This window comes from Pseudomonas koreensis, assembly GCF_024169245.1.
Lineage (GTDB): Bacteria > Pseudomonadota > Gammaproteobacteria > Pseudomonadales > Pseudomonadaceae > Aquipseudomonas > Aquipseudomonas koreensis_F.
In genome coordinates, this window is the sequence record NZ_JALJWP010000001.1 from 3,854,649 (window position 1) to 3,872,172 (window position 17,524).

The following is a 17,524-nucleotide window of genomic DNA, read 5'->3' on the forward strand; positions in this document are numbered from 1 at the left end:
CTCCTTCTCGCTCTGCAAGCTGATTTTTTGGGCGGGCGATTCTACGGCAATGCCGGTCTCCGTCAATGACTCTTCAACGCTAGGCGGGGGTTTGCCGCGCTGCCGACGCACTGGCTCGGCGGTCCGCCCGGTCGCCGAGCCGCCATCCCAGCAGACCCCACAGCAGTGCACACAACGCGCCGACCAGCGCTGCCATGCCTGCACCTTGGCTGAGGGCGTCCAGCGCGCTTTTCGCCCAGGCACTGATGGCGTCGCCGGCGCGGTAGACCACGGTGTCGATAACGTTCTTCGCCTTGTATTTGCTTTCGGCATCGAGCGGGGCAAACAGCATCTCCCGGCCGGGGCGCACGAAGGCGTACTCACCGATGCGGCGGACGATCATCAGCGCGGCGATCAGGCCGAAGCTTGGGGCGAAGATCAGACCGATAAACCCCGCACACATGACCAGCGGCACCATGGCCAACAGCACGCCGACGCCAAGCTTTTGGGCAAGGCGTCCAGTGATGAACAGCTGGCAGAGCAGGGCGCCCCCCTGCACGACAAAGTCGATGATGCCGAACACCCGCACCTGCGCCTCGCGGTCCGGGAAGTGTTCGGCGACGACACGTGCCTGCTCGAAGTAAAGGAAGGTGGAGACTGTCGCCAACAGCACCACAAAGCCGCAAATGCCGAGCAGATAGGGTGATTTCAAAACGGCCGTCATACCGCTGAACGGATTGCCCGGCAACGGCCTGCGGGGGCTTTCGCTCGGCGCGGCATCGGGGCGTCCTGCGCCACCCCGTTCACGCCAGTGCATCAGCCTGCGCTTGAACAACATGGCAGCGCCCAGCAAAACAGCGGCCAGCAGCATCAGGCCGGACTCGCCCAGCGGCCCGATCAGCAAGGCGCTCAGCGCAGGACCACTCAGACCGCCGACGCTGGCGCCCGCCGCGATGAAAGCGAACAGGCGTTTGGCCTGGGCACTGTCGAACACGTCGGCCATCAGGCTCCAGGCGACCGATACGACAAACAGGTTGTAGACCGATATCCAGACGTAAAACACGCGCGCCAGCCACGGGCTTTCCTCGCCCAGGAACAAGACGGCGAACAACAACAGGTTGGCGCAGAAAAATCCGTACACCCAGTCCACGAAATGCAGGCGCGGCACGCGTGCGCTGAGCCAGGCAAACAGCGGAACGGCCGCCAGCATGACCAGGAAGGTCGCGGTGAACAGCCACTGCAAGTTCTCGACGCCGGCAGTGATGCCCATCGATTCGCGGATCGGGCGGAGCATGAAATAGCCGGCGAACAGGCAAACGAAGAGCAGAAAACCGTTGAGCGCAGGGCGTAGCTCGTCAGCCTCGGCATTGATGATGGCGCCCGCGCGGTGGGCGAGAAGGGACATATCCATGTTGCGCTCCTGTAGGAGTGGCGGGGCAATGGCACAGGGCTTGGCCGTGCCGGCGCAGTCAGCGGTAAGTGACGCCGGTCAGTCGCTCGGAGAGTTGCCACAGTCTGTCCGAATTGGAGCGATCGGCAGCGGCCGGTGGCATCTTGGCGAAGCCCAGCGGTCCGCGCTTCTCGTTATCTCCGGTGGGCCCATAGTAGGCACCGCCAACAGCCTCCAGCGCCGTCGCCGCATATAAGGTGGGCAGCGCGCCCTGCGCTGCGGAATGATACAAGTCCCGCTCTACCGCCCATTGTTTACCGAATTTGCTGTCCAGGCCAGGCCCGCGGGCGATCAGCTCGGTCACGGCAACGCCGGGGTGCGCGGCGATGCTGCGTATCCCCCAACCGGCGGCGTCGCTGCGCTGCTGCAGCTCAATACTCCACTTTAGAACCGCCAGTTTCGATTGGCTGTAGCTGGCGAAAGGGTCGTAATTGCGCTCAGCCTGCAGGTCATCAAAATTAAGGGTTGCGCGCCCTGCGGCGATGCTCGACAGGCTGACCACCCGACCATCGTCGCTTTTGCGTAGCAGGGGCATCAGCAGGCCGGTCAAGGCGAAATGCCCCAGATAATTGGTCGCCAGCTGCATCTCGTAGCCGTCGGCGGAAACGCCTCGAACAGGCGGCGACATGATCGCAGCATTGTTAATCAGCACGTCGAGCCTTGGCAGGCGCCCTTGCAAACGGTTGGCGAGGTCGCGCACCGATTGCAGATTGGCAAGATCCAGGGTTTCGAATTGCACTTGCGCCTCGGGCACGGCTTGTTTGATTTTTGCGATCGCCTCGCGCCCGCGCTCGGCGTTGCGTGCGGCGATGATCACCTCGGCACCGGCTCGCGTCAGGGCCAGCGCGTCTTCATAGCCCATGCCGCTGGTTCCCCCAGTGACCAGCACGATGCGGCCTTTCTGGCTGGGCATGTCCTGGGTGGACCAATCCGGCTTCGGCTCCATTCGGGGAGTGGCCTCCGCAGCCAGTGTGCCGGTCAGCGCGGAAATGGCGAACAGCGTTCGGGCGGCCTTGAGGATACGTTGGGTCGCGGTATTGCTCGGCGTAGCGGGTGAATGAATCATCGGGGGAGTTCTCATTCGCGTCATAGATTCCCGGTTGGCGGGGCGAGTGAGCAGTATCGGTGTACGAATGCGCGAGGATAAGCCGGGCATTGGTGGATGGCCCGTACGGTATGACGTACAGTCAGGCGCCTGCGGAGGAAGCATTCATGCGTAAACCAAACCTTACCGATGTGTCGATATTTGCTGCGGTGGTCGAAGCAGGGGGATTTCGTGCTGCGGCGCAGAAGCGAGGGTTGTCCGCCTCGTCGCTGAGCGATTGCATACGTCGGCTGGAAGGCGACCTGGGCGTGCGCCTGCTCAATCGAACCACCCGCAGCGTCACGCCAACGGCAGCCGGCGAGCGATTGCTCGAGCGCCTGCGCCCGGCCCTGCAAGAAATCGACGCCGCTTTCAACGATCTCGACGATGACGCTCAGCGCCCGGTCGGCACGCTCAAACTCAATGTGCCAGTGCCGGTGGCACGTTTTCTGTTGCCCGACCTGCTGGCGCGTTTTTTGCGCCTTTATCCAGGGGTCAGCGTCGAAGTCGTGATGGACAACACCTTTGTCGACGTCAACGCTGGCGGGTATGACGCCGGCGTGCGCTATGAAGAGAGCCTGGCCAAGGACATGATCGCCGTGCCCATCGGCCCGCGTCGCCAACGCTTCGTTGCAGCCGCCGCCCCGGGCTATCTGGCTGAACGCGGTACGCCCACTCACCCCGAAGAACTGCCGGGCCATGACCTGCTTGGCCATCGCTTCGAGAGTGGCAAAGTGGGCGTGTTCGAATTCCATCGAGACGGCCGCATTGTGCGTATCCCGCCTCAAGGGCAACTGCTGACGTCGTCCCACGATTTGACAATTCGTTCAGCCATCAACGGACTGGGCATCGTCTACACCTTCGAGGACTTTCTGCGCGAGCCGCTCTCCGATGGTCGACTGGTGCCGATTCTCGATGACTGGTGGCAGACCTTCGACGGCCCGTTTCTTTACTACCACGGACGCCGGCACATGCCTTCGCCGCTGAGGGCGTTTGTGGATTTTTTGCGGGCTGAACGGCGGATTGCAGAGAACTCAGGCGTTGTCAGCGCCGTGTCGTAAGGCCTGCATCAATCGTTGGACGACGTGGGCTTCAACGGCACCTTCATTGGCTCCCATCTCGAAACCCGCGCAACAGGCTGACGCGTTGCCATCGCAGACTCGGTAAACGGCAATGACACTGCCGGGTCCGCAACCCGTGTGTCCGCTCAGGATCAATCCGCCCTCAATCGAACCCTGCATCAAACCGAGGCCGTACCCCGGAGCGATCCATGGACGTCCTGGAATCGGCCCGCCCAAGGGTTTTGCTGTCTGCATTGCCTGGAGCAACGTCGAGGGAAGGAGTTGGCCGGCGAGGAGTCGATCCAGCAATAGCGCTGCTTGCGAGAGGGGGCCAATCAGCAAGCCGTGATAAACCCATGCGGGGTCGTAGTTCAAGGTATTTCCACCTTGGCATTCCTTCAAATCGGCCCGCGTGTTAGCGACGCGAACGCTTGAAAGGCCTAATGGGGTCAAGACGCGTCGGCGGATGGCCTCTTCAAGCGTCAGCTCAGTGAGCTGTTCAATAAGTCTCACGACGAAAAGGTAACCAACATTCGAGTAACGCCATCCGGTGCCGGGGCTGTATCGAAGTCGCGCACCCTCAAGACGTTGCATCATTTCAATCACCGGCCATGCGTCCTCATTGCCAGCGACGGCGGCGTGATATTCAGCCAGCTCGCCATAATCGGCGAGACCTGCCTCATGCCGCAGCAACTGACGCAGCGTAAAGGGTTGGTTGAGAACTGGCTCGTCCAGTTCGATCAGACCGTCACGTACCAATGAAAGGGCGGTCGCTGCCAACACTGTTTTGGTAAAGCTCCACCATGGGGCTATGGGGTCTGAATGGTCGAGGTCGGGAGCCTGGCCATTCAATACAATTGCGCTCAGCATTGGCTTTCCTGGGGTTTTGACGAAGCGAGGGTTCGACACGATAGCTTGTGTGGACGAGGTCGGAAACGGCGATTGACCGCTTCGGTCGCAGCCTTCGTCAGCCTCACGTCGTTGGTCGGGTACGGCAATTCCACCAAGGCGCCGTTCACACGCGCCGCCTCCTAGGTTCAAACCTGAAGGCACGACTTGGCCCCGTTATGCGGCTCATCAAATCACAGCACAGGCGATTGATTGTTCTGTTTCCAAGCTCTGGGAGTCACACCTTCGGTTTGCACGAATATTCGACAGAAGTGAGATTGATCAAAGAAACCACACTCCAGTGCAATGTCCGCAAGCAACAATCTAGACGTCTGAAGCAACTGCTTGCCCCGCAAAATCCGCTGCGCTCGCATCCATTCTTTGGGTGAGACGAGAGTGCTCTTTTTGAACTGACGGGTGAAATGGCTGCGCGATAGCGCACAGGCCTGTGCGATAGCTGCCACTGAAATATCTGCGTCCAGGTTGTCGAGCATCAGCTGCTCCGCGCGTTGAATCTGCCAAGGTTTCAATTGCCCGGTCTGTTTAGTCACATCCTTAAGTGAGGACGCGCATGTTTCCTTTTTCATCCTGATTCCTTTTTTCCCAGTAGCCGGTTGATAAGCTCAATCCAGCGGTCAGTCGATGGAAAAAATTTAACGGAATGCGTGTCGTGATGGGGGCGCAATTTTGCGCTGCTGGAGGCGCAAAATTGCGCATTTTCAATAGTGTTTCCGATGCTAGCCTTTGCCTCCCGACAACTCGAATCGACATCATTCGATTCGTCATCTGCAAGGAGAAAGCAATGGCTGCTTCACAACCGCACGGCAAAAACACCGCTTACTGGGGAGTCTCATGGGAGGAGGGCTACGGCTATCCCCAAGCCAGAAAAGTTGGAAACGAGATCTATATCTCGGGTCAGTTCAACCACGATGAGGAGGGCAACCTGGTTGCTCCCGCGCCTTTGAATAGCGAGGGCAAGCCCAGCGATTTCTCGTCGATAGGAGAGCAGATGCGCGCCTCTTACGACAACATCGCCAAGTTGCTCGCGCTCTATGGAGCAACCCTTAATGATGTCGTCGAAGAAACGCTATACGTATTGGATATGGACGCGGCCTTCGCCGTGGTAGGTGATGTGCGCAAAGCCGCATATCGCACTGAGCGGCCCCAGTGCGCGAGCAATATCATCGGTGTATCCAGGTTGGCTCAACGTTCACAGCTGATTGAAATTGTCTGCAAGGCTGTCATCGGATCTAGCGCCCACTAAGAGACGCTCCCGGTTTCGCGCTGCGCAACCGGGAGATCCAGCTGCCCTTCGATCAAAGGCTTTTGATGCGCTACGGCTGCTGCACAAAAAGTCATGAACGCCTTTACTCTCCATGACTTTCTAATGTCCTGATGCGTAAGCAGCCAGAGCTCATCCTGTAGTTCGCGCACAACTGGCCCGACGCGTGTTAACCCAGGCGTAATGTCTCCCAGCATGCACGGCAGAAACCCATAACCAAGGCCTGCCGCAATGGCGACGCTCGCCGCCGCGACTGAGTCGGTGCGATAAGAAATACAGTCGGCGCTGACTCTGTCCTCGACGTAGCTCTTAGCTTTCAATCCACATAATCCTGCGGAATAGGACACCCACGGTTGGCCTTCTGCGAACGGGATAGTAGTCGCTTGTTTTATGCTGCCATAAGGCGCCCATGCAATCGAAGCGAGCTTGCGCCCGACGAGACTTTCGGCAGGATTTGTGGTCGCTCTCACCGCTACATCAGATTCATCGCGAGCGAGACTTAACGTCTCGTTGCCAACCAGAACCTCGATGGCAATCCCTTCATTAAGCGCCTTGAAGTCGGCGATGATCGGCGTGAGGAAATACAGCAGCAGGGAGTCGCTAGTAGTGATCCTAAGTTTTCCAAGTAGCCCTTGACCTGCCCGAGAAACTCGACGCGTGACGCTCACGATATCAAGCTCGACGCGTTCGGCGAGGGCCCTTAACTCAATGCCCTCGGGCGTCAGCATGTACCCCGAGCGACGGTGGTCAAATAGGGCGACCCCAAGTGTCTTTTCCACTTGAGCCACACGACGCGATACGGTGGATACATTGATCCCCAACCTCTTTGCAGTCGTGGCTCTATTGCCGCATTCACTTAGCGTTTTAATGATTCGCAAATCGTCCCAAGAAAGTTGATTTACAGCCTCGCTTAAATTCTGGGTGACGCCGGTTGGTACGGGCGGAGTGGTTGAAGCTTTTTTTGATGATGATTTCACGCCAAGCATCCCAAACTTAGGTTGCTCATCATACGAAATGGCTTGAGGTGAACCAAGAATCGCGTGCACAAGCAGACTTTGCCCAGCATTCTGGTTGAAAAGGGTGTCAGTCGATGGGGTAGCGAAGATCGGATGTTGCCCTGGTTGGGGCCTGCCGATCCGCCTCGGCGGGAGCAATGCAGGCTGGGTGCCGGTGCGCTCGCGGGAGGGAGCGTCTGCGGACTTGGGCGCGCCTGATAGCGAGATTTGCCGAGAAATGGGGATTCGGGGCTCCGGTTTGGAGCTGTAGTTTCAGCTTTCTTTAGTGGTCAGGTCGGATTCTTGCTGCTGGCCGCTTTCGGCCAGGAGCTGACGGTAGCTACAGGCAGAAATCGACTAACAGCTGCCTTCTAAATCAGTTGGGATCTTTGTTAGAGCGGGCTTACCCGCAAGGAGGCTGCTTAAGCAACGCACATACTCTTCGAGCGATGTCATCTGCGCTATCGGGAATGACCACTGAAATGCCTAAATAGTGTTCAAGGTGTAGGGTAAGCGTGTGTTCACCCACCAACAGATCCCAATAGCGCTGGTCCAGGCCATCGAGCCTCTCTTTCCAGCAACCTCCCAGCCCTTGCTCAATAACCCGGGCCACGTCCTCGAAAAGCTTCCAGTCGGCTTCTTCTGATACGTCAATCCTCACTATGCGTCACCTCACCACCAACAGTCCTCCGATTCTGGTGGCTCCTGTGAATGGCCGCAATGGGTCGACACCTAACGGTGGAGGATGACCGCTTTTGGCCGAAAGCAGACATTCGCTGGCATGCCCACCTACGTAATATCTTGCAGCGTTTCGCGAGCAGCTCCTCCAGTCGATCATCGCGGGCTTATCTATTCAACATCGCCCGTTTTAAGCGGAATTCGCCTGATAACGTCGTCGTAAGGCACCAAGTCGAGAAAGGCTACGACCTCGACTGCCTGCAAGTTTCGCATGCGCATGATCCATACGTAGCTGTTGCGATAAGGCGCGCCGTCGGCTGCGGTGGCGGTGCCGTCCCAGTGCACAACGACGTCATTACCTTCAGCCCAGATATCCACCACCGTCGGGCGTACGGGCGAGGCAAGCCGTTTTGCGAAAGGTTGGACTGCCCGTTTCAGGAAGTCATCTCGGCCTCGATAAGTACCCGCCGCGGGACTCGTGCCCTTGATTGTCCAGATCACATCGGGAGACAGCACATCTGTGAAGAACGTCCTGCCGCCCTGAGCCCACTGGTTGAACGCTTGCGCGATGAATTGACGATTGCGTTCCGTAGCCGGTTCGCTGGCCACGGCGGGCGCCAGCCCTGCAATGAAAGTGGAGAGGACTAGTGCTACCGCTGTAGCGAGGCGTTGAATAATCGTCATTTCCTGTGTTCCTTAATCTGTCCGATGAGCCCCGCCGAGTTCGATGGGCCGTTGTTGTTATCTGTAAGCCGCTAGTTGCGTTCCCCGACGCCGTTGTTCTATATGGGGCTTTGGCAAAGAGTCGTCGGCGCTGGACACTAACCTCCGGGCTTCATCTGAAGTGTGGCGTACGAGCGGAGGAGGGCTGTTGCAGGATCGTCCTGATTTCTTGCTTGATTATCCGATACCAGTTGTTTAACCGCCGCATGCCCTCGTTATGGAGTTGCGTTTGAATTCCCTTTCCAAGCTTGTCGATATCGTTGGTCGTCACGCCCGGAATGACGGCATCCACAGCACCGCGATTCCGGGTGTCAGCCTGATTCGTTCGGCGACGCCCACGATGCCTATGCCGGTGGTGTACGAGCCGACGCTTTGCCTTGTGGCTCAGGGACGAAAACAGGCGATGCTGGGTACTACCGCTTATGTTTACGATCCGGCCAAGTACCTGATTGCATCGGTAGACCTTCCGGTGATGGGCTCGGTCATCGAGGCGAGTGAGGCTCTTCCTTATCTGTGCCTGGCGCTGGATCTCGATACCACTGTGTTGAGTGAACTTGCGCTGCGCCATCCTCTGCCTGAAGAGAGCGACAAGGTGCCTTGCGCAGGCATCGTGCTCCACGATACGACTCCAGAACTGCTGGATGCAGCGGTTCGGTTAGCCGGGCTGCTCGACAGACCACGGGATATCGAAGCGCTCGCTCCGCTGGTCATTCGCGAGATGCTTTATCGCCTTCTCACCGAGAACGGCAACAGCATCATCAGGCAGATGGCGCAGGCAGACAGCCGCTTGAACCAGATCGCCAAGGCCATTGGCTGGCTGCGCAGCCACTACAACGAAGCGTGTCGGATAGACGACCTCGTCTGTATCGCCGGGATGAGCCGTTCCTCGTTTCATGCGCATTTCAAAGCGATTACCTCAATGAGCCCGCTGGAATTTCGTAACCAGTTGCGGCTACAGGAAGCACGGCGGCTGATGGTCACCGAAGCGGTCGACGCCGCGGAGGCGGGATATGCAGTCGGTTACGAAAGTCCCTCGCAGTTCAGTCGGGACTACGCCCGCCTGTTCGGTATGCCGCCGGCGAAGGACGCTTGGCGGCTGCGCAGGGCGGTCGAGGTGTCGAGCGGATGACCGGGCGACGGTTGCCCTGCTGGCTAAAGCGGTTGGCGTCCGGGGACGTGGTCCATAGCCATCACAGGGCGTTTTCGCTTACTCCACCGGCACGACGTTATCCAACGCTTGATTAACCGCCAGCTCGCCGAGCATCACTACCTGCGCAATACCTTGCAGTGTCTTGCGCGCAGAGCCCTCAACCATCCCGATCACATCACTTAACATCACCGAGGCCGAGCCCAGCGATTCGCTGGCGTTGACCAGCAATTCCTCCGTCGCGGTTTTCGGGTTGGCGAGGAACATGCTGCTGGTTTGGTAAGGCGCGGTTTTTATGGTGTCGGTGGGTTTGAGGTAGTGGTCGAGGGCGCGGTCGGCGGCTTCGTGGAGTTTTTTTGAGTTGAGGGATTCGTAGGGGGAGCTTGGGTCGGTGTTCGGGGGATTCGGTGTGACTTTGAACATGATGTGTCTCCTCGTGCCGCTTGAAAAGGAGCCATCACCCGCTCGCTACCAAACGATGGGTGGCGGCCATGCACAGGTTGGTAGACCGGGACACGAGGCAAAACCGGCGCGCTCGAAAGCGCCCTGCGCATGACCACCATAAAAAGTCAGGCGAAGACTTTCGCCAAATGATGATATTGCGCACCTCGAATACACGGGCTACCAAACCCGATCACTGTTTTCAGTGACCGGCCAACGATAGAACCACGGCCCGAGGCGCACAAGCCGGCGGATTCTGGCGTAGTCGTAGGCAATGGCGCAAGGCGTTGTAGCTTGTTGGAGGCGTTTGTGGCTGCTGTTTAAACAGGGTGTTTATCTCGTGGCCTGGCGTACAGGAACAGGGGATAAAACGTTACCCATTACGAAATCAACTTTGAACGAACATTCATACCTTTTCTGGCAAGAGTGTTTGTCCCTCCCAACGATTTTTCCCGCGACCGTCATTCCCTAGCATCGTCCTCAAGCCGCCAGCACTTGCGCTGACGCGGTTCACTCAACGAGACGGTGACCTTCATGAAAACGATGAAAATGGCAATGGCGTTGCTGCTGGGCAGTCTCGCGGCTCAGGCTTACGCCGATACTGCAACTCCCCAAAATCTGCCGGTCGAAACCTATGACTACTCGACCAGGCTGGATATAGAACATGTGATTTCGATCACTGAACCGGCGAATGAATGCGCGCCGGTACCGGTACAGATGGTCTATGAAGATTCGCATGGCGACCGGCATGTTTTGCAATATCAAGTAATGGGCACTGGTTGCTCCAGTTGATGCAAGTGCGAATGGAGGGTCGACACTCCATTTCTGCTCAGTTCAGACGTTTCCAGTTGTTGCCACTTTTTCATCGGATGCCAGTAATTCCGGTATCGATTGCTTGAGAAAATCCACCCAGGTTTTAGTCTTCGCATCAACGAACTTGCGCGATGGATAAATCGCGTACAGGTTCAACTCCTCCAGCCGGTACTCCGGCAGCACCCGCACCAGACTTCCTTCACGCAGGCCATCCACGGCCGAGGCGATCGGCTGAATGCCGACTCCCATGCCTTTTCTGATAGCGATGGTCATCCCGTCCGCTGTGTTGAGATGCAACGGCGACGTTGCAATGGTGATGGTCTGCGCGCCGCTCGGGCCTTCGAACGTCCAGTTCTCTACCGGCATCACGGTGTTGACGATACGCAGGCACTCATGTTCGCCCAGATGGCTGGGTGAGGTGGGCATGCCGCGTTTCGCAATGTAGACCGGCGAGGCGCAGAGGATGCTGTAAGTGATGCCCAGGCGCTGGGCGACGAAGCCTGAATCAGGCAGTTCGCGGCCCAGCACAATCGACATGTCATAACCTTCTTCGAGCAGATCCGGCACACGGTTGGTCAGGGTCAGGTCGAACATTACCGTGGGATGAATCTCGCGATAGCGGGCGATCGCTTCGATGACGTAGTGGTTGCCGATGGCGGACATTGCATGGATTTTCAGACGACCCACGGGCAGGGTTTGCGCGATACCGGCTTCTTCGTCTGCCTCACGGACATCGTCGAGAATGCGTTCGCAGCGTTGCAAGTAACGCATGCCCGCTTCCGTCAGCGCGAGACGGCGGGTGGTGCGATTGATCAAACGGGTGCGCAGGCGGGCTTCAAGGGCGGAAACGGCTTTGGAGACGTTGGTCGTCGTTGTGTCGAGCAGGTCGGCGGCCGCCGTGAAGCTGCCGCTTTGAGCAACGGCGACGAAGAACCGCATGCTTTGGAAAACATCCATCGTTTCTCCTCGATTTCATTGGCCAAATCAGCAAAGCGTCCTCGAGACAAGGCCGCCTCTCAGGTTGTGCCGGTCAGGGTTTACGCGCAATGAAACCTGGCACACCGGTTTCCACTACAGAATTGAAGCGGATACGCGTGGTGATGTCGTCCTTGATCTCACGCATCGCTCGCTGCGGCAACGTCGCGATATCGAAATTTTCCTGAATATGACCCGGCGTCGCCGAGGTGGTCAGAAATGCCGTGCCTCGCTGCACCGCCCATGCCAGCGCCACTTGCGCCGGGGTTTTCTGCACGTGCCGGGCGATGCCGGTCAGAACGGCATCTTCAAGCACGTTCGGCTGCATGCCATGGCCCAGCGGCGCGAACGCCAAGAGAATGATGCCGTGCTGTTGGCAGAATTCGAGCATGTCCCATTCCGGCAGGTAGGGGTGCGACTCGATCTGAACCACGGCGGGTTTGATCCGTGCCGCCGCGACAATGTCTTTCAACGCCTGCAGGGTGATGTCCGACAGGCCGATGGATTTGCAGCGGCCTTCGTCCACCAGTTGCTCCATGGCACGCCAGGTATCGAGCAAGGTTATTTCACCATCGTAAATGACGTGGCCGAACGCGTCGCGCGGGTCTTGTTCATCGCCAGGCTGGAAAGCGAATGGCGTGTGGATCAGATAGCAATCGATGTAGTCGGTTTGCAGGCGTTGACAGCTCGCCTCAAAGGCAGGTTTGACCCGGTCCGGACGGTGATTGGTGTTCCACAGCTTGGTGGTGATGAACACATCCTCGCGGCGGATTTCGCCAGCAGTGAAAACCTGCTGAAACGCCACGCCAATCTGCGCTTCATTGCGATAACGCTCGGCGCAATCGAAGTGGCGAAACCCTACCTGCAGCGCGCATTTGACCGCTTCGGTGGTAGTGCTCAGATCGCGGAATAACGTACCGAAGCCAACGGCCGGCATAGCGCCCGCACCGTTGTTCAGCGGCCAGCGTGTGTCGCGAAGCGCATCGTGAAAGGCTTCGTAGGTCATGGTTGTTCTCCGGTTTCAGTTGTTACAGCGGTGTTTGCGCGGCATCCGCACGTGCGGCCAGTTTTTGCGTCTGGACGCCGACGGAATTACCGCCCAGCGCCACGAACAGTTGCACGGTATCGAGGTATCTAGCGGTTCTTGCACGGATCTGGCCGAGCAAAGCCTGCTCATAGGCGCGTTCGGCTTCCAGTACTTGCAGAACGCTGTTTGCGCCTTGGGCATACGCCTGTTGGTTAAGCTGAAAACTGCTGCCGGCGGCGCGTAATGCGTCCTCTTGGGCAAGATCCTGTTCGGCGCCGTGATGGACCGCCTGCAAGCTGTCGGCGACCTGAGCGAACGACTGAATGACTGTCTGCTGATAACGTGCGAGCGAGGCGTTGTAGCCATCGACGGCTGCCTGACGCTCGGCATTCAGTGTGCCGCCATTGAAGATAGGTGCGGTCAGTCCGGCCGCAAATCCCCACAGCGCGGCTCCGCCATTACCTGAGGCAGCTTGTGCTAGCGAGGCTGACAATTCGATGCGCGGATAAAGGTTGGCTGTCGCCACACCCACGGCTGCACTGGCAATGTGCAGTTCGGCTTCGGCCTGGAGGATGTCCGGACGGTTGCGGGCCATTTCCGAGGGCAGGCTGACCGGCAAATGGTTCGGCAAGACAAAATCGTCAAGGCTGAAGTCGGGAGCGATCCAGTCAGCCGGGCCTTTGCCCGCCAGAACCGATAACGCGTGCCGGGCCGCGTCCCGCTGCTGAGCGAGCGAGGGCAGTAAAGTCTGATCGAGGGCCAGACGGGTTTCAGCCAGCGATACATCGATACGTGTGGTCGCTCCGCTCTGTTGGGCGCGCTGCACCAGATCCAGATTTTTTCTGTCATTGGCCAGCAGGGTTTGCACGGCCTCGATCTGCGCGTTCGCCGAGGCGAGCAGTAACGCCTGCCGCGCCACTTCGCCGGTCAACGTCAGGTAGGCTGCTTCGTAGCGGTGTTGATGCAGATCGGCTATGGCCTGTTGGCCCTCGACTTCGCGTTTGATGCCACCGAAAGCGTCCAGATCGAACGCGACCCTTGGACCGATGGCGTAGACATTGGCGACGCTCGGTTCGGGCCCATTGTGAGTGCGTTGCCTCCCCCCCGCAGCAGCGAAATCTACCTGCGGATACAGCGCACCTTCCGCTGCCGCGACGGAGGCGGCGGCCTGGCGCAGGGTGGCATCGGCGGCGGCGAGTTCGAGGTTGCCATCGATGGCGCGGCGCATCAGCTGATCGAGTTTCGCTGAGCGCAGGGCTGTCCACCAATCGCCATGGATGCGCTGGCCCATGTCGAAGCGTGGCTCGCCGGGCGACTGCTCGGCTTGCTTGTCGTAGTGCTCTGACGAGCCGGCAACAGGACGCTGAAAATCAGGGCCGACGGTGCAAGCGCAGAGCACCACGAGCATGGCCATGGCACTCAAGGCGCTGGGCGTTGCAGAACGAGTGAAGCGCATGAACGTTTTCATTTTGCAGTCTCCACGAAGATCAGTTGATCACTGCCGGTTTGCGTAACAACAACACCAGCGGACTCACCACAAGCATTGCCAGCATCAGAATCTTGAACTGGCCCATTACCGCGACGAACGCCGCCTGATGCGTGACCAGATGATTCAAGCGTTCCAGCGCGGCTGACGAGGACGGCAGCATCGCGCCATAGGGCGTCAACTGGCTGACCAGAGCGACATGCATCGCCTGGGTGTTGTTGAAAAAAAAGATTTGCACCACCGCCACACCCAGAGTGCTGCCATAGACCCGCATCAGGTTGAAAAGCCCGGCGGCTTCCGGGCGCAGTGCCGGCTCGAGGGTACTGAACGCGACCTTGCTCAGCGCCGGCATCAGCACGCCCAGGCCGACACCCTGAATGAAGCCGGTCCATGCCACGGGCGTCCAATCCATCAACGGCGAATAGCCGAGCATCGACCAGTTGGCGTAGACCACCAGAGCGATACCCGCCGCGATCATCACGCGGATGTCGATCCAGCTCGGTGCGCGTCCCATCAACAAAAATGCTCCAACCAGACCGATGCCACGCGGGATGGTCAGGAAACCGGTGATATCCGGCGCATAACCCATGATCTCGTCGAGCATTGGTGAGGTCAGTGCCATGGTCGACAACAAGACAAAACCCAGGGCGAAGAACATCACCGTCGACAGCACAAAGTTGCGGTCAGCGAGCAGCGTCTTGCTGATGAAATGCACCTTGGCGGTCAGCCGATGCACGATGAACAGGTACAGTCCGAGCGCGCCGGCCAGCGCTTCGGTCCAGATTTCCGGCGAGTCGAACCAGTCCAGGCGTTCGCCACGGTCGAGGAGCATCTGCAGAGCGATCATGCCAAGCGTGAAAGTGCCGAAGCCGAAAAAGTCGAATGGCGGACGCTGTTCGGCTTTTTTTTCGGCGAGCAGCAATGCCGACACGAGGAAGACGAATGCGAGCAGCGGCAGGCTGAGGTAGAACATCGGGCGCCAATCGAAGTGTTCGCAGATCCAGCCGCCGATACTCGGCCCGCTGACGATGCCGAACAGCACCAGCGCTGTCCACTTGGCCCCGAACGCCGGGCGCTTTGGCTCAGCCAGGGTTTGCAGGGCAATGGCCATGGACAGCGGCGCCAGCACGCCACTGGCCAGACCTTGCAGGATGCGCGCAGCAATGAATTCCAACGGCGTGCTGGCCAACGTGCCAAGCCACAATCCGAGAGCAAACAACATCAGCGCACTGTGATAAACCCGTTTCAGGCCAAAGGAAGCGGCCAGCCACTGGGCAATCGGCAAAGTGATCGCGCTGGCGGCCAGATACGCGGTGAAGATCCATCCAGCCTGATCGTCAGTCATCGAAAGGCTTCCCTGGATCAAGCGCAGGGCGGCATTGGGCAGCGGCAGATTCATCGATTGCAGATACGTCGTCAGCAGAGCGACGAAACGAAGCGCGCGCAGATCGGCAGCCTGGTGGTGCGCGAGAGCGTTCATCACGAGTTACCTGCGCCGAGCAACGATTTGAATGGATACCACCAAGGCGTGCGGTGACCCGTGTCGACCTGTACGGTCGCGCTGGTACCGGAAAACAGTGGCAGGGACGGGTCGGCCTCGTCGAGTTCGAGCCGTACCGGCACGCGCTGAACGACTTTCACCCAGTTGCCGGTGGCGTTTTCAGGTGGCAGCAGAGCGAAGTCCGCACCGGCGCCCGGGCTCATACTGATGACATGCGCTTTGAAGCGACGGTCCGGATAAGTGTCGAGCGTGATCGTCGCTGTCTGACCGGGGCGCATGTGCGTGACCTGGGTTTCGCGGAAATTCGCTTCTACCCAGGTTTCATGGCTGGAGATCAGAGCGAATGCGGCGCTGCCATTGTTGAGGTAATTGCCGACCCGCAGCTCGTCGACCTTGGCCACAACGCCGTCCGCCGGAGCGCTGACCGTCGCGTAGGCAAGGTGCAACTGCGCCTCATCGAGCTGAGCCTGGGCTTCGCGGACAGTTGGATGGCGGTCGATGACGATGTCCGGATCGCCGTTAAGAGCAATGACGGTGCTCGCAATCTGTTCCTCAAACGAGGCAACGCGTTGACGCGCGATTTTCACATCGGTTTCGGCGCGCTCGTAGGCAGCGCGGGAGACGAATTCGGTAGCGATCAGCGCTTTCTTGCGAGCGAACTCTTTCTGGTCGTATTCCGCCGATGCCCGTGCCGATTGCAGTTCCGCCTGCTGTTGGCGATAGCTGGCCTTGAGGCCATTGATGCGCAGGCGAGCATTGGCCAGTTGCGCTTCGGCACGATCAACCGCGATCTGCAAGGGCTGCGGGTCGATGCGAAACAGCAGCTGGCCCTTGCGCACGGGTTGATTGTCGTCGACGGCAATCTCGATCACTTGCCCGGAAACCCGTGCGTTGATCGACGCCTTGGCCACGCGGGCATAGGCATTGTCGGTCGACACGAAAGGCTCATTGGCTCGGTATTGCGCGTAACCGATCACGGCAAACAGCGCCGGCAGGCCGGCCATCAGCCATGGGCGCAGCCTTTGTCTGAATGGCGTTTTCGCGGGTGGGGCGGCCAGGTCCCGGATCGGCTGGGCGCTGGCTTGTTCTGCGGTGAGATCAATTGGCTTGGTCATGATCTGCTCTTTCAAGGTGTGAAGCGCCAACGGGACATCACTTCGATCAGGGCAACTGCCCGCCGAGGCAACGAGGTCTATTGCTAAAGGTTCGTCTCGGGAGGATTGCTCCAGACCGCTGTTTCGTCGTTGCCACACCCAATTCGAGCTGCGTTTGGACGACGCCGTTGATCAAGGAATTTGTGATTCCTTAATTTTGTGCGATGGTGTAAGAATATGAGCGACTTCTCCGTCTTGCAAGGAATTTGTACACTATGGCACAAAATAAAACCGCAGAGACCAAAGGGCGTGGCCGACCTCGCGCCTATGATCCGCAAACGGCGTTGCAGCAGGCCCTTGGCGTGTTCTGGAACACCGGTTATTCGGGTGCTTCACTCGACAGCATCGCTACCGCGGCGGGCATGAACCGCCCCAGTCTGTACGCCGCATTCGGCGATAAACATGCGCTGTACATCAAAGCCCTGGATCAGTACTGGGACACCGCACATGCCGCCATGCAGGCAGCGCTGACCGACGACACCCTGTCGCTCGAGCAGGCGCTGACCGGGTTTTACGAAGGCCAGCTGGCAATCTATTTTTCCGGCGATGGCCAACCCCGAGGCTGTTTCGCCATTGGTACAGCCACAACCGAAGCCGTAGAAGATCCGCAAATCCGTGCGGTACTGTCGACCAGGCTCAGCCAGTTGGACGCCGATCTGGAAGCACGCCTGCGATCCGCAATCGAAGCCGGGGAGCTCAAACCAGACAGCGATCCGGCCGCATTGGCGGTCATTGTCTCTTCGTTGCTGCACAGCATTTCGATCCGCGCACGAGCGGGTAAACCCCGCGAAGAGCTGGCTGCAATCATGCGTAACGCTGTCAGCGTGATCTGTGCCTGAG

Annotated in this window: 17 protein-coding genes and 1 pseudogene; 5 read left to right on the forward strand and 13 right to left on the reverse strand. The window is 58.9% G+C overall.

Annotation, left to right across the window (positions count from 1 at the left end; genetic code table 11):
- Window positions 1-79 precede the first annotated feature (79 nt).
- Both J2Y90_RS17165 and J2Y90_RS17170 read right to left on the reverse strand, forming a co-directional pair.
- Window positions 80-1,390: an NTP/NDP exchange transporter gene (locus tag J2Y90_RS17165; protein WP_253500988.1), complete on the reverse strand. Its 1,311-nt coding sequence runs from the start codon at window positions 1,388-1,390 to the stop codon at window positions 80-82.
- Between the two features lie 58 nt (window positions 1,391-1,448).
- Complete coding sequence (locus tag J2Y90_RS17170; protein ID WP_253500989.1) at window positions 1,449-2,495, reverse strand: oxidoreductase; 1,047 nt, start codon at window positions 2,493-2,495, stop codon at window positions 1,449-1,451.
- A gap of 146 nt (window positions 2,496-2,641) precedes the next feature.
- Here J2Y90_RS17170 and J2Y90_RS17175 point away from each other — a divergent pair, with 146 nt between their 5' ends.
- Window positions 2,642-3,574 (forward strand): LysR family transcriptional regulator, encoded by a 933-nt coding sequence (locus J2Y90_RS17175; RefSeq protein WP_253500990.1) that lies wholly within the window; start codon window positions 2,642-2,644, stop codon window positions 3,572-3,574.
- Here J2Y90_RS17175 and J2Y90_RS17180 read toward each other — a convergent pair.
- From J2Y90_RS17180 to J2Y90_RS17190, 3 genes and pseudogenes are all read right to left on the reverse strand, one after another.
- Window positions 3,548-4,444, reverse strand: a complete 897-nt coding sequence (locus J2Y90_RS17180) for a serine hydrolase domain-containing protein (RefSeq protein ID WP_253500991.1) — start codon at window positions 4,442-4,444, stop codon at window positions 3,548-3,550. The two genes, J2Y90_RS17175 and J2Y90_RS17180, sit on opposite strands and share 27 nt — an antisense overlap.
- A 56-nt stretch (window positions 4,445-4,500) precedes the next feature.
- Window positions 4,501-4,605 (reverse strand): annotated as a pseudogene (locus tag J2Y90_RS17185) (DUF4113 domain-containing protein); the annotation flags it as partial.
- A gap of 51 nt (window positions 4,606-4,656) precedes the next feature.
- Window positions 4,657-5,049 (reverse strand): AraC family transcriptional regulator, encoded by a 393-nt coding sequence (locus J2Y90_RS17190; RefSeq protein ID WP_253500992.1) that lies wholly within the window; start codon window positions 5,047-5,049, stop codon window positions 4,657-4,659.
- A 215-nt stretch (window positions 5,050-5,264) separates the two neighbouring features.
- Between J2Y90_RS17190 and J2Y90_RS17195 the strand changes: the two genes are divergently transcribed.
- A complete protein-coding gene (locus J2Y90_RS17195) occupies window positions 5,265-5,726 on the forward strand; it encodes a RidA family protein (RefSeq protein ID WP_083352987.1) in 462 nt (153 codons plus the stop codon).
- Here J2Y90_RS17195 and J2Y90_RS17200 read toward each other — a convergent pair.
- On the reverse strand, window positions 5,723-6,730 hold the full coding sequence (locus J2Y90_RS17200) for a LysR family transcriptional regulator (protein WP_429462212.1): 1,008 nt from the start codon (window positions 6,728-6,730) through the stop codon (window positions 5,723-5,725). The genes J2Y90_RS17195 and J2Y90_RS17200 overlap by 4 nt on opposite strands.
- A gap of 858 nt (window positions 6,731-7,588) precedes the next feature.
- Window positions 7,589-8,101 carry a nuclear transport factor 2 family protein gene (locus J2Y90_RS17205; RefSeq protein WP_253500993.1) on the reverse strand — a complete coding sequence of 171 codons (513 nt, stop codon included), beginning with the start codon at window positions 8,099-8,101 and terminating at the stop codon, window positions 7,589-7,591.
- 268 nt (window positions 8,102-8,369) lie between these two features.
- Here J2Y90_RS17205 and J2Y90_RS17210 point away from each other — a divergent pair, with 268 nt between their 5' ends.
- Window positions 8,370-9,269 carry an AraC family transcriptional regulator gene (locus J2Y90_RS17210; RefSeq protein ID WP_253500994.1) on the forward strand — a complete coding sequence of 300 codons (900 nt, stop codon included), beginning with the start codon at window positions 8,370-8,372 and terminating at the stop codon, window positions 9,267-9,269.
- A gap of 78 nt (window positions 9,270-9,347) precedes the next feature.
- On the opposite strand, the gene J2Y90_RS17215 is transcribed toward J2Y90_RS17210, so the two are convergent.
- On the reverse strand, window positions 9,348-9,710 hold the full coding sequence (locus tag J2Y90_RS17215) for a DUF6124 family protein (protein ID WP_253500995.1): 363 nt from the start codon (window positions 9,708-9,710) through the stop codon (window positions 9,348-9,350).
- Window positions 9,711-10,262: 552 nt separating this feature from the next.
- Between J2Y90_RS17215 and J2Y90_RS17220 the strand changes: the two genes are divergently transcribed.
- Window positions 10,263-10,520, forward strand: coding sequence for a DUF2790 domain-containing protein (locus J2Y90_RS17220; RefSeq protein ID WP_073474974.1), 258 nt, complete (start codon window positions 10,263-10,265; stop codon window positions 10,518-10,520).
- Between the two features lie 42 nt (window positions 10,521-10,562).
- On the opposite strand, the gene J2Y90_RS17225 is transcribed toward J2Y90_RS17220, so the two are convergent.
- From J2Y90_RS17225 to J2Y90_RS17245, 5 genes are all read right to left on the reverse strand, one after another.
- Window positions 10,563-11,498, reverse strand: coding sequence for a LysR family transcriptional regulator (locus tag J2Y90_RS17225; RefSeq protein ID WP_253500996.1), 936 nt, complete (start codon window positions 11,496-11,498; stop codon window positions 10,563-10,565).
- 73 nt (window positions 11,499-11,571) lie between these two features.
- Entirely contained in the window at window positions 11,572-12,522 is a 951-nt protein-coding gene (locus tag J2Y90_RS17230) for an aldo/keto reductase (RefSeq protein WP_253500997.1), read from the reverse strand.
- Between the two features lie 22 nt (window positions 12,523-12,544).
- On the reverse strand, window positions 12,545-14,011 hold the full coding sequence (locus J2Y90_RS17235; RefSeq protein ID WP_253500998.1) for an efflux transporter outer membrane subunit: 1,467 nt from the start codon (window positions 14,009-14,011) through the stop codon (window positions 12,545-12,547).
- 19 nt (window positions 14,012-14,030) lie between these two features.
- Window positions 14,031-15,509 carry a DHA2 family efflux MFS transporter permease subunit gene (locus tag J2Y90_RS17240; RefSeq protein WP_253500999.1) on the reverse strand — a complete coding sequence of 493 codons (1,479 nt, stop codon included), beginning with the start codon at window positions 15,507-15,509 and terminating at the stop codon, window positions 14,031-14,033.
- The gene (locus J2Y90_RS17245) at window positions 15,509-16,645 is read right to left on the reverse strand and encodes an HlyD family secretion protein (protein WP_253501000.1); all 1,137 of its coding nucleotides are present in this window, start codon (window positions 16,643-16,645) and stop codon (window positions 15,509-15,511) included. The genes J2Y90_RS17240 and J2Y90_RS17245 overlap by 1 nt, the downstream gene beginning before the upstream one ends.
- 254 nt (window positions 16,646-16,899) lie before the next feature.
- Here J2Y90_RS17245 and J2Y90_RS17250 point away from each other — a divergent pair, with 254 nt between their 5' ends.
- The gene (locus J2Y90_RS17250; protein WP_073474961.1) at window positions 16,900-17,523 is read left to right on the forward strand and encodes a TetR/AcrR family transcriptional regulator; all 624 of its coding nucleotides are present in this window, start codon (window positions 16,900-16,902) and stop codon (window positions 17,521-17,523) included.
- Window position 17,524 lies beyond the last annotated feature (1 nt).

What these genes read in the sequence shown, in the direction of transcription:
- J2Y90_RS17220 (WP_073474974.1), top strand. Translation starts at nt 10,263, where the DNA reads ATGAAAACGATGAAAATGGCAATGGCGTTGCTGCTGGGCAGTCTCGCG.
- J2Y90_RS17240 (WP_253500999.1), bottom strand. Translation starts at nt 15,509, where the DNA reads ATGAACGCTCTCGCGCACCACCAGGCTGCCGATCTGCGCGCGCTTCGT.
- J2Y90_RS17205 (WP_253500993.1), bottom strand. Translation starts at nt 8,101, where the DNA reads ATGACGATTATTCAACGCCTCGCTACAGCGGTAGCACTAGTCCTCTCC.
- J2Y90_RS17165 (WP_253500988.1), bottom strand. Translation starts at nt 1,390, where the DNA reads ATGGATATGTCCCTTCTCGCCCACCGCGCGGGCGCCATCATCAATGCC.
- J2Y90_RS17180 (WP_253500991.1), bottom strand. Translation starts at nt 4,444, where the DNA reads ATGCTGAGCGCAATTGTATTGAATGGCCAGGCTCCCGACCTCGACCAT.
- J2Y90_RS17215 (WP_253500995.1), bottom strand. Translation starts at nt 9,710, where the DNA reads ATGTTCAAAGTCACACCGAATCCCCCGAACACCGACCCAAGCTCCCCC.
- J2Y90_RS17250 (WP_073474961.1), top strand. Translation starts at nt 16,900, where the DNA reads ATGGCACAAAATAAAACCGCAGAGACCAAAGGGCGTGGCCGACCTCGC.
- J2Y90_RS17245 (WP_253501000.1), bottom strand. Translation starts at nt 16,645, where the DNA reads ATGACCAAGCCAATTGATCTCACCGCAGAACAAGCCAGCGCCCAGCCG.
- J2Y90_RS17195 (WP_083352987.1), top strand. Translation starts at nt 5,265, where the DNA reads ATGGCTGCTTCACAACCGCACGGCAAAAACACCGCTTACTGGGGAGTC.
- J2Y90_RS17175 (WP_253500990.1), top strand. Translation starts at nt 2,642, where the DNA reads ATGCGTAAACCAAACCTTACCGATGTGTCGATATTTGCTGCGGTGGTC.
- J2Y90_RS17235 (WP_253500998.1), bottom strand. Translation starts at nt 14,011, where the DNA reads ATGAAAACGTTCATGCGCTTCACTCGTTCTGCAACGCCCAGCGCCTTG.
- J2Y90_RS17225 (WP_253500996.1), bottom strand. Translation starts at nt 11,498, where the DNA reads ATGGATGTTTTCCAAAGCATGCGGTTCTTCGTCGCCGTTGCTCAAAGC.
- J2Y90_RS17200 (WP_429462212.1), bottom strand. Translation starts at nt 6,730, where the DNA reads ATGCTTGGCGTGAAATCATCATCAAAAAAAGCTTCAACCACTCCGCCC.
- J2Y90_RS17230 (WP_253500997.1), bottom strand. Translation starts at nt 12,522, where the DNA reads ATGACCTACGAAGCCTTTCACGATGCGCTTCGCGACACACGCTGGCCG.
- J2Y90_RS17170 (WP_253500989.1), bottom strand. Translation starts at nt 2,495, where the DNA reads ATGATTCATTCACCCGCTACGCCGAGCAATACCGCGACCCAACGTATC.
- J2Y90_RS17190 (WP_253500992.1), bottom strand. Translation starts at nt 5,049, where the DNA reads ATGAAAAAGGAAACATGCGCGTCCTCACTTAAGGATGTGACTAAACAG.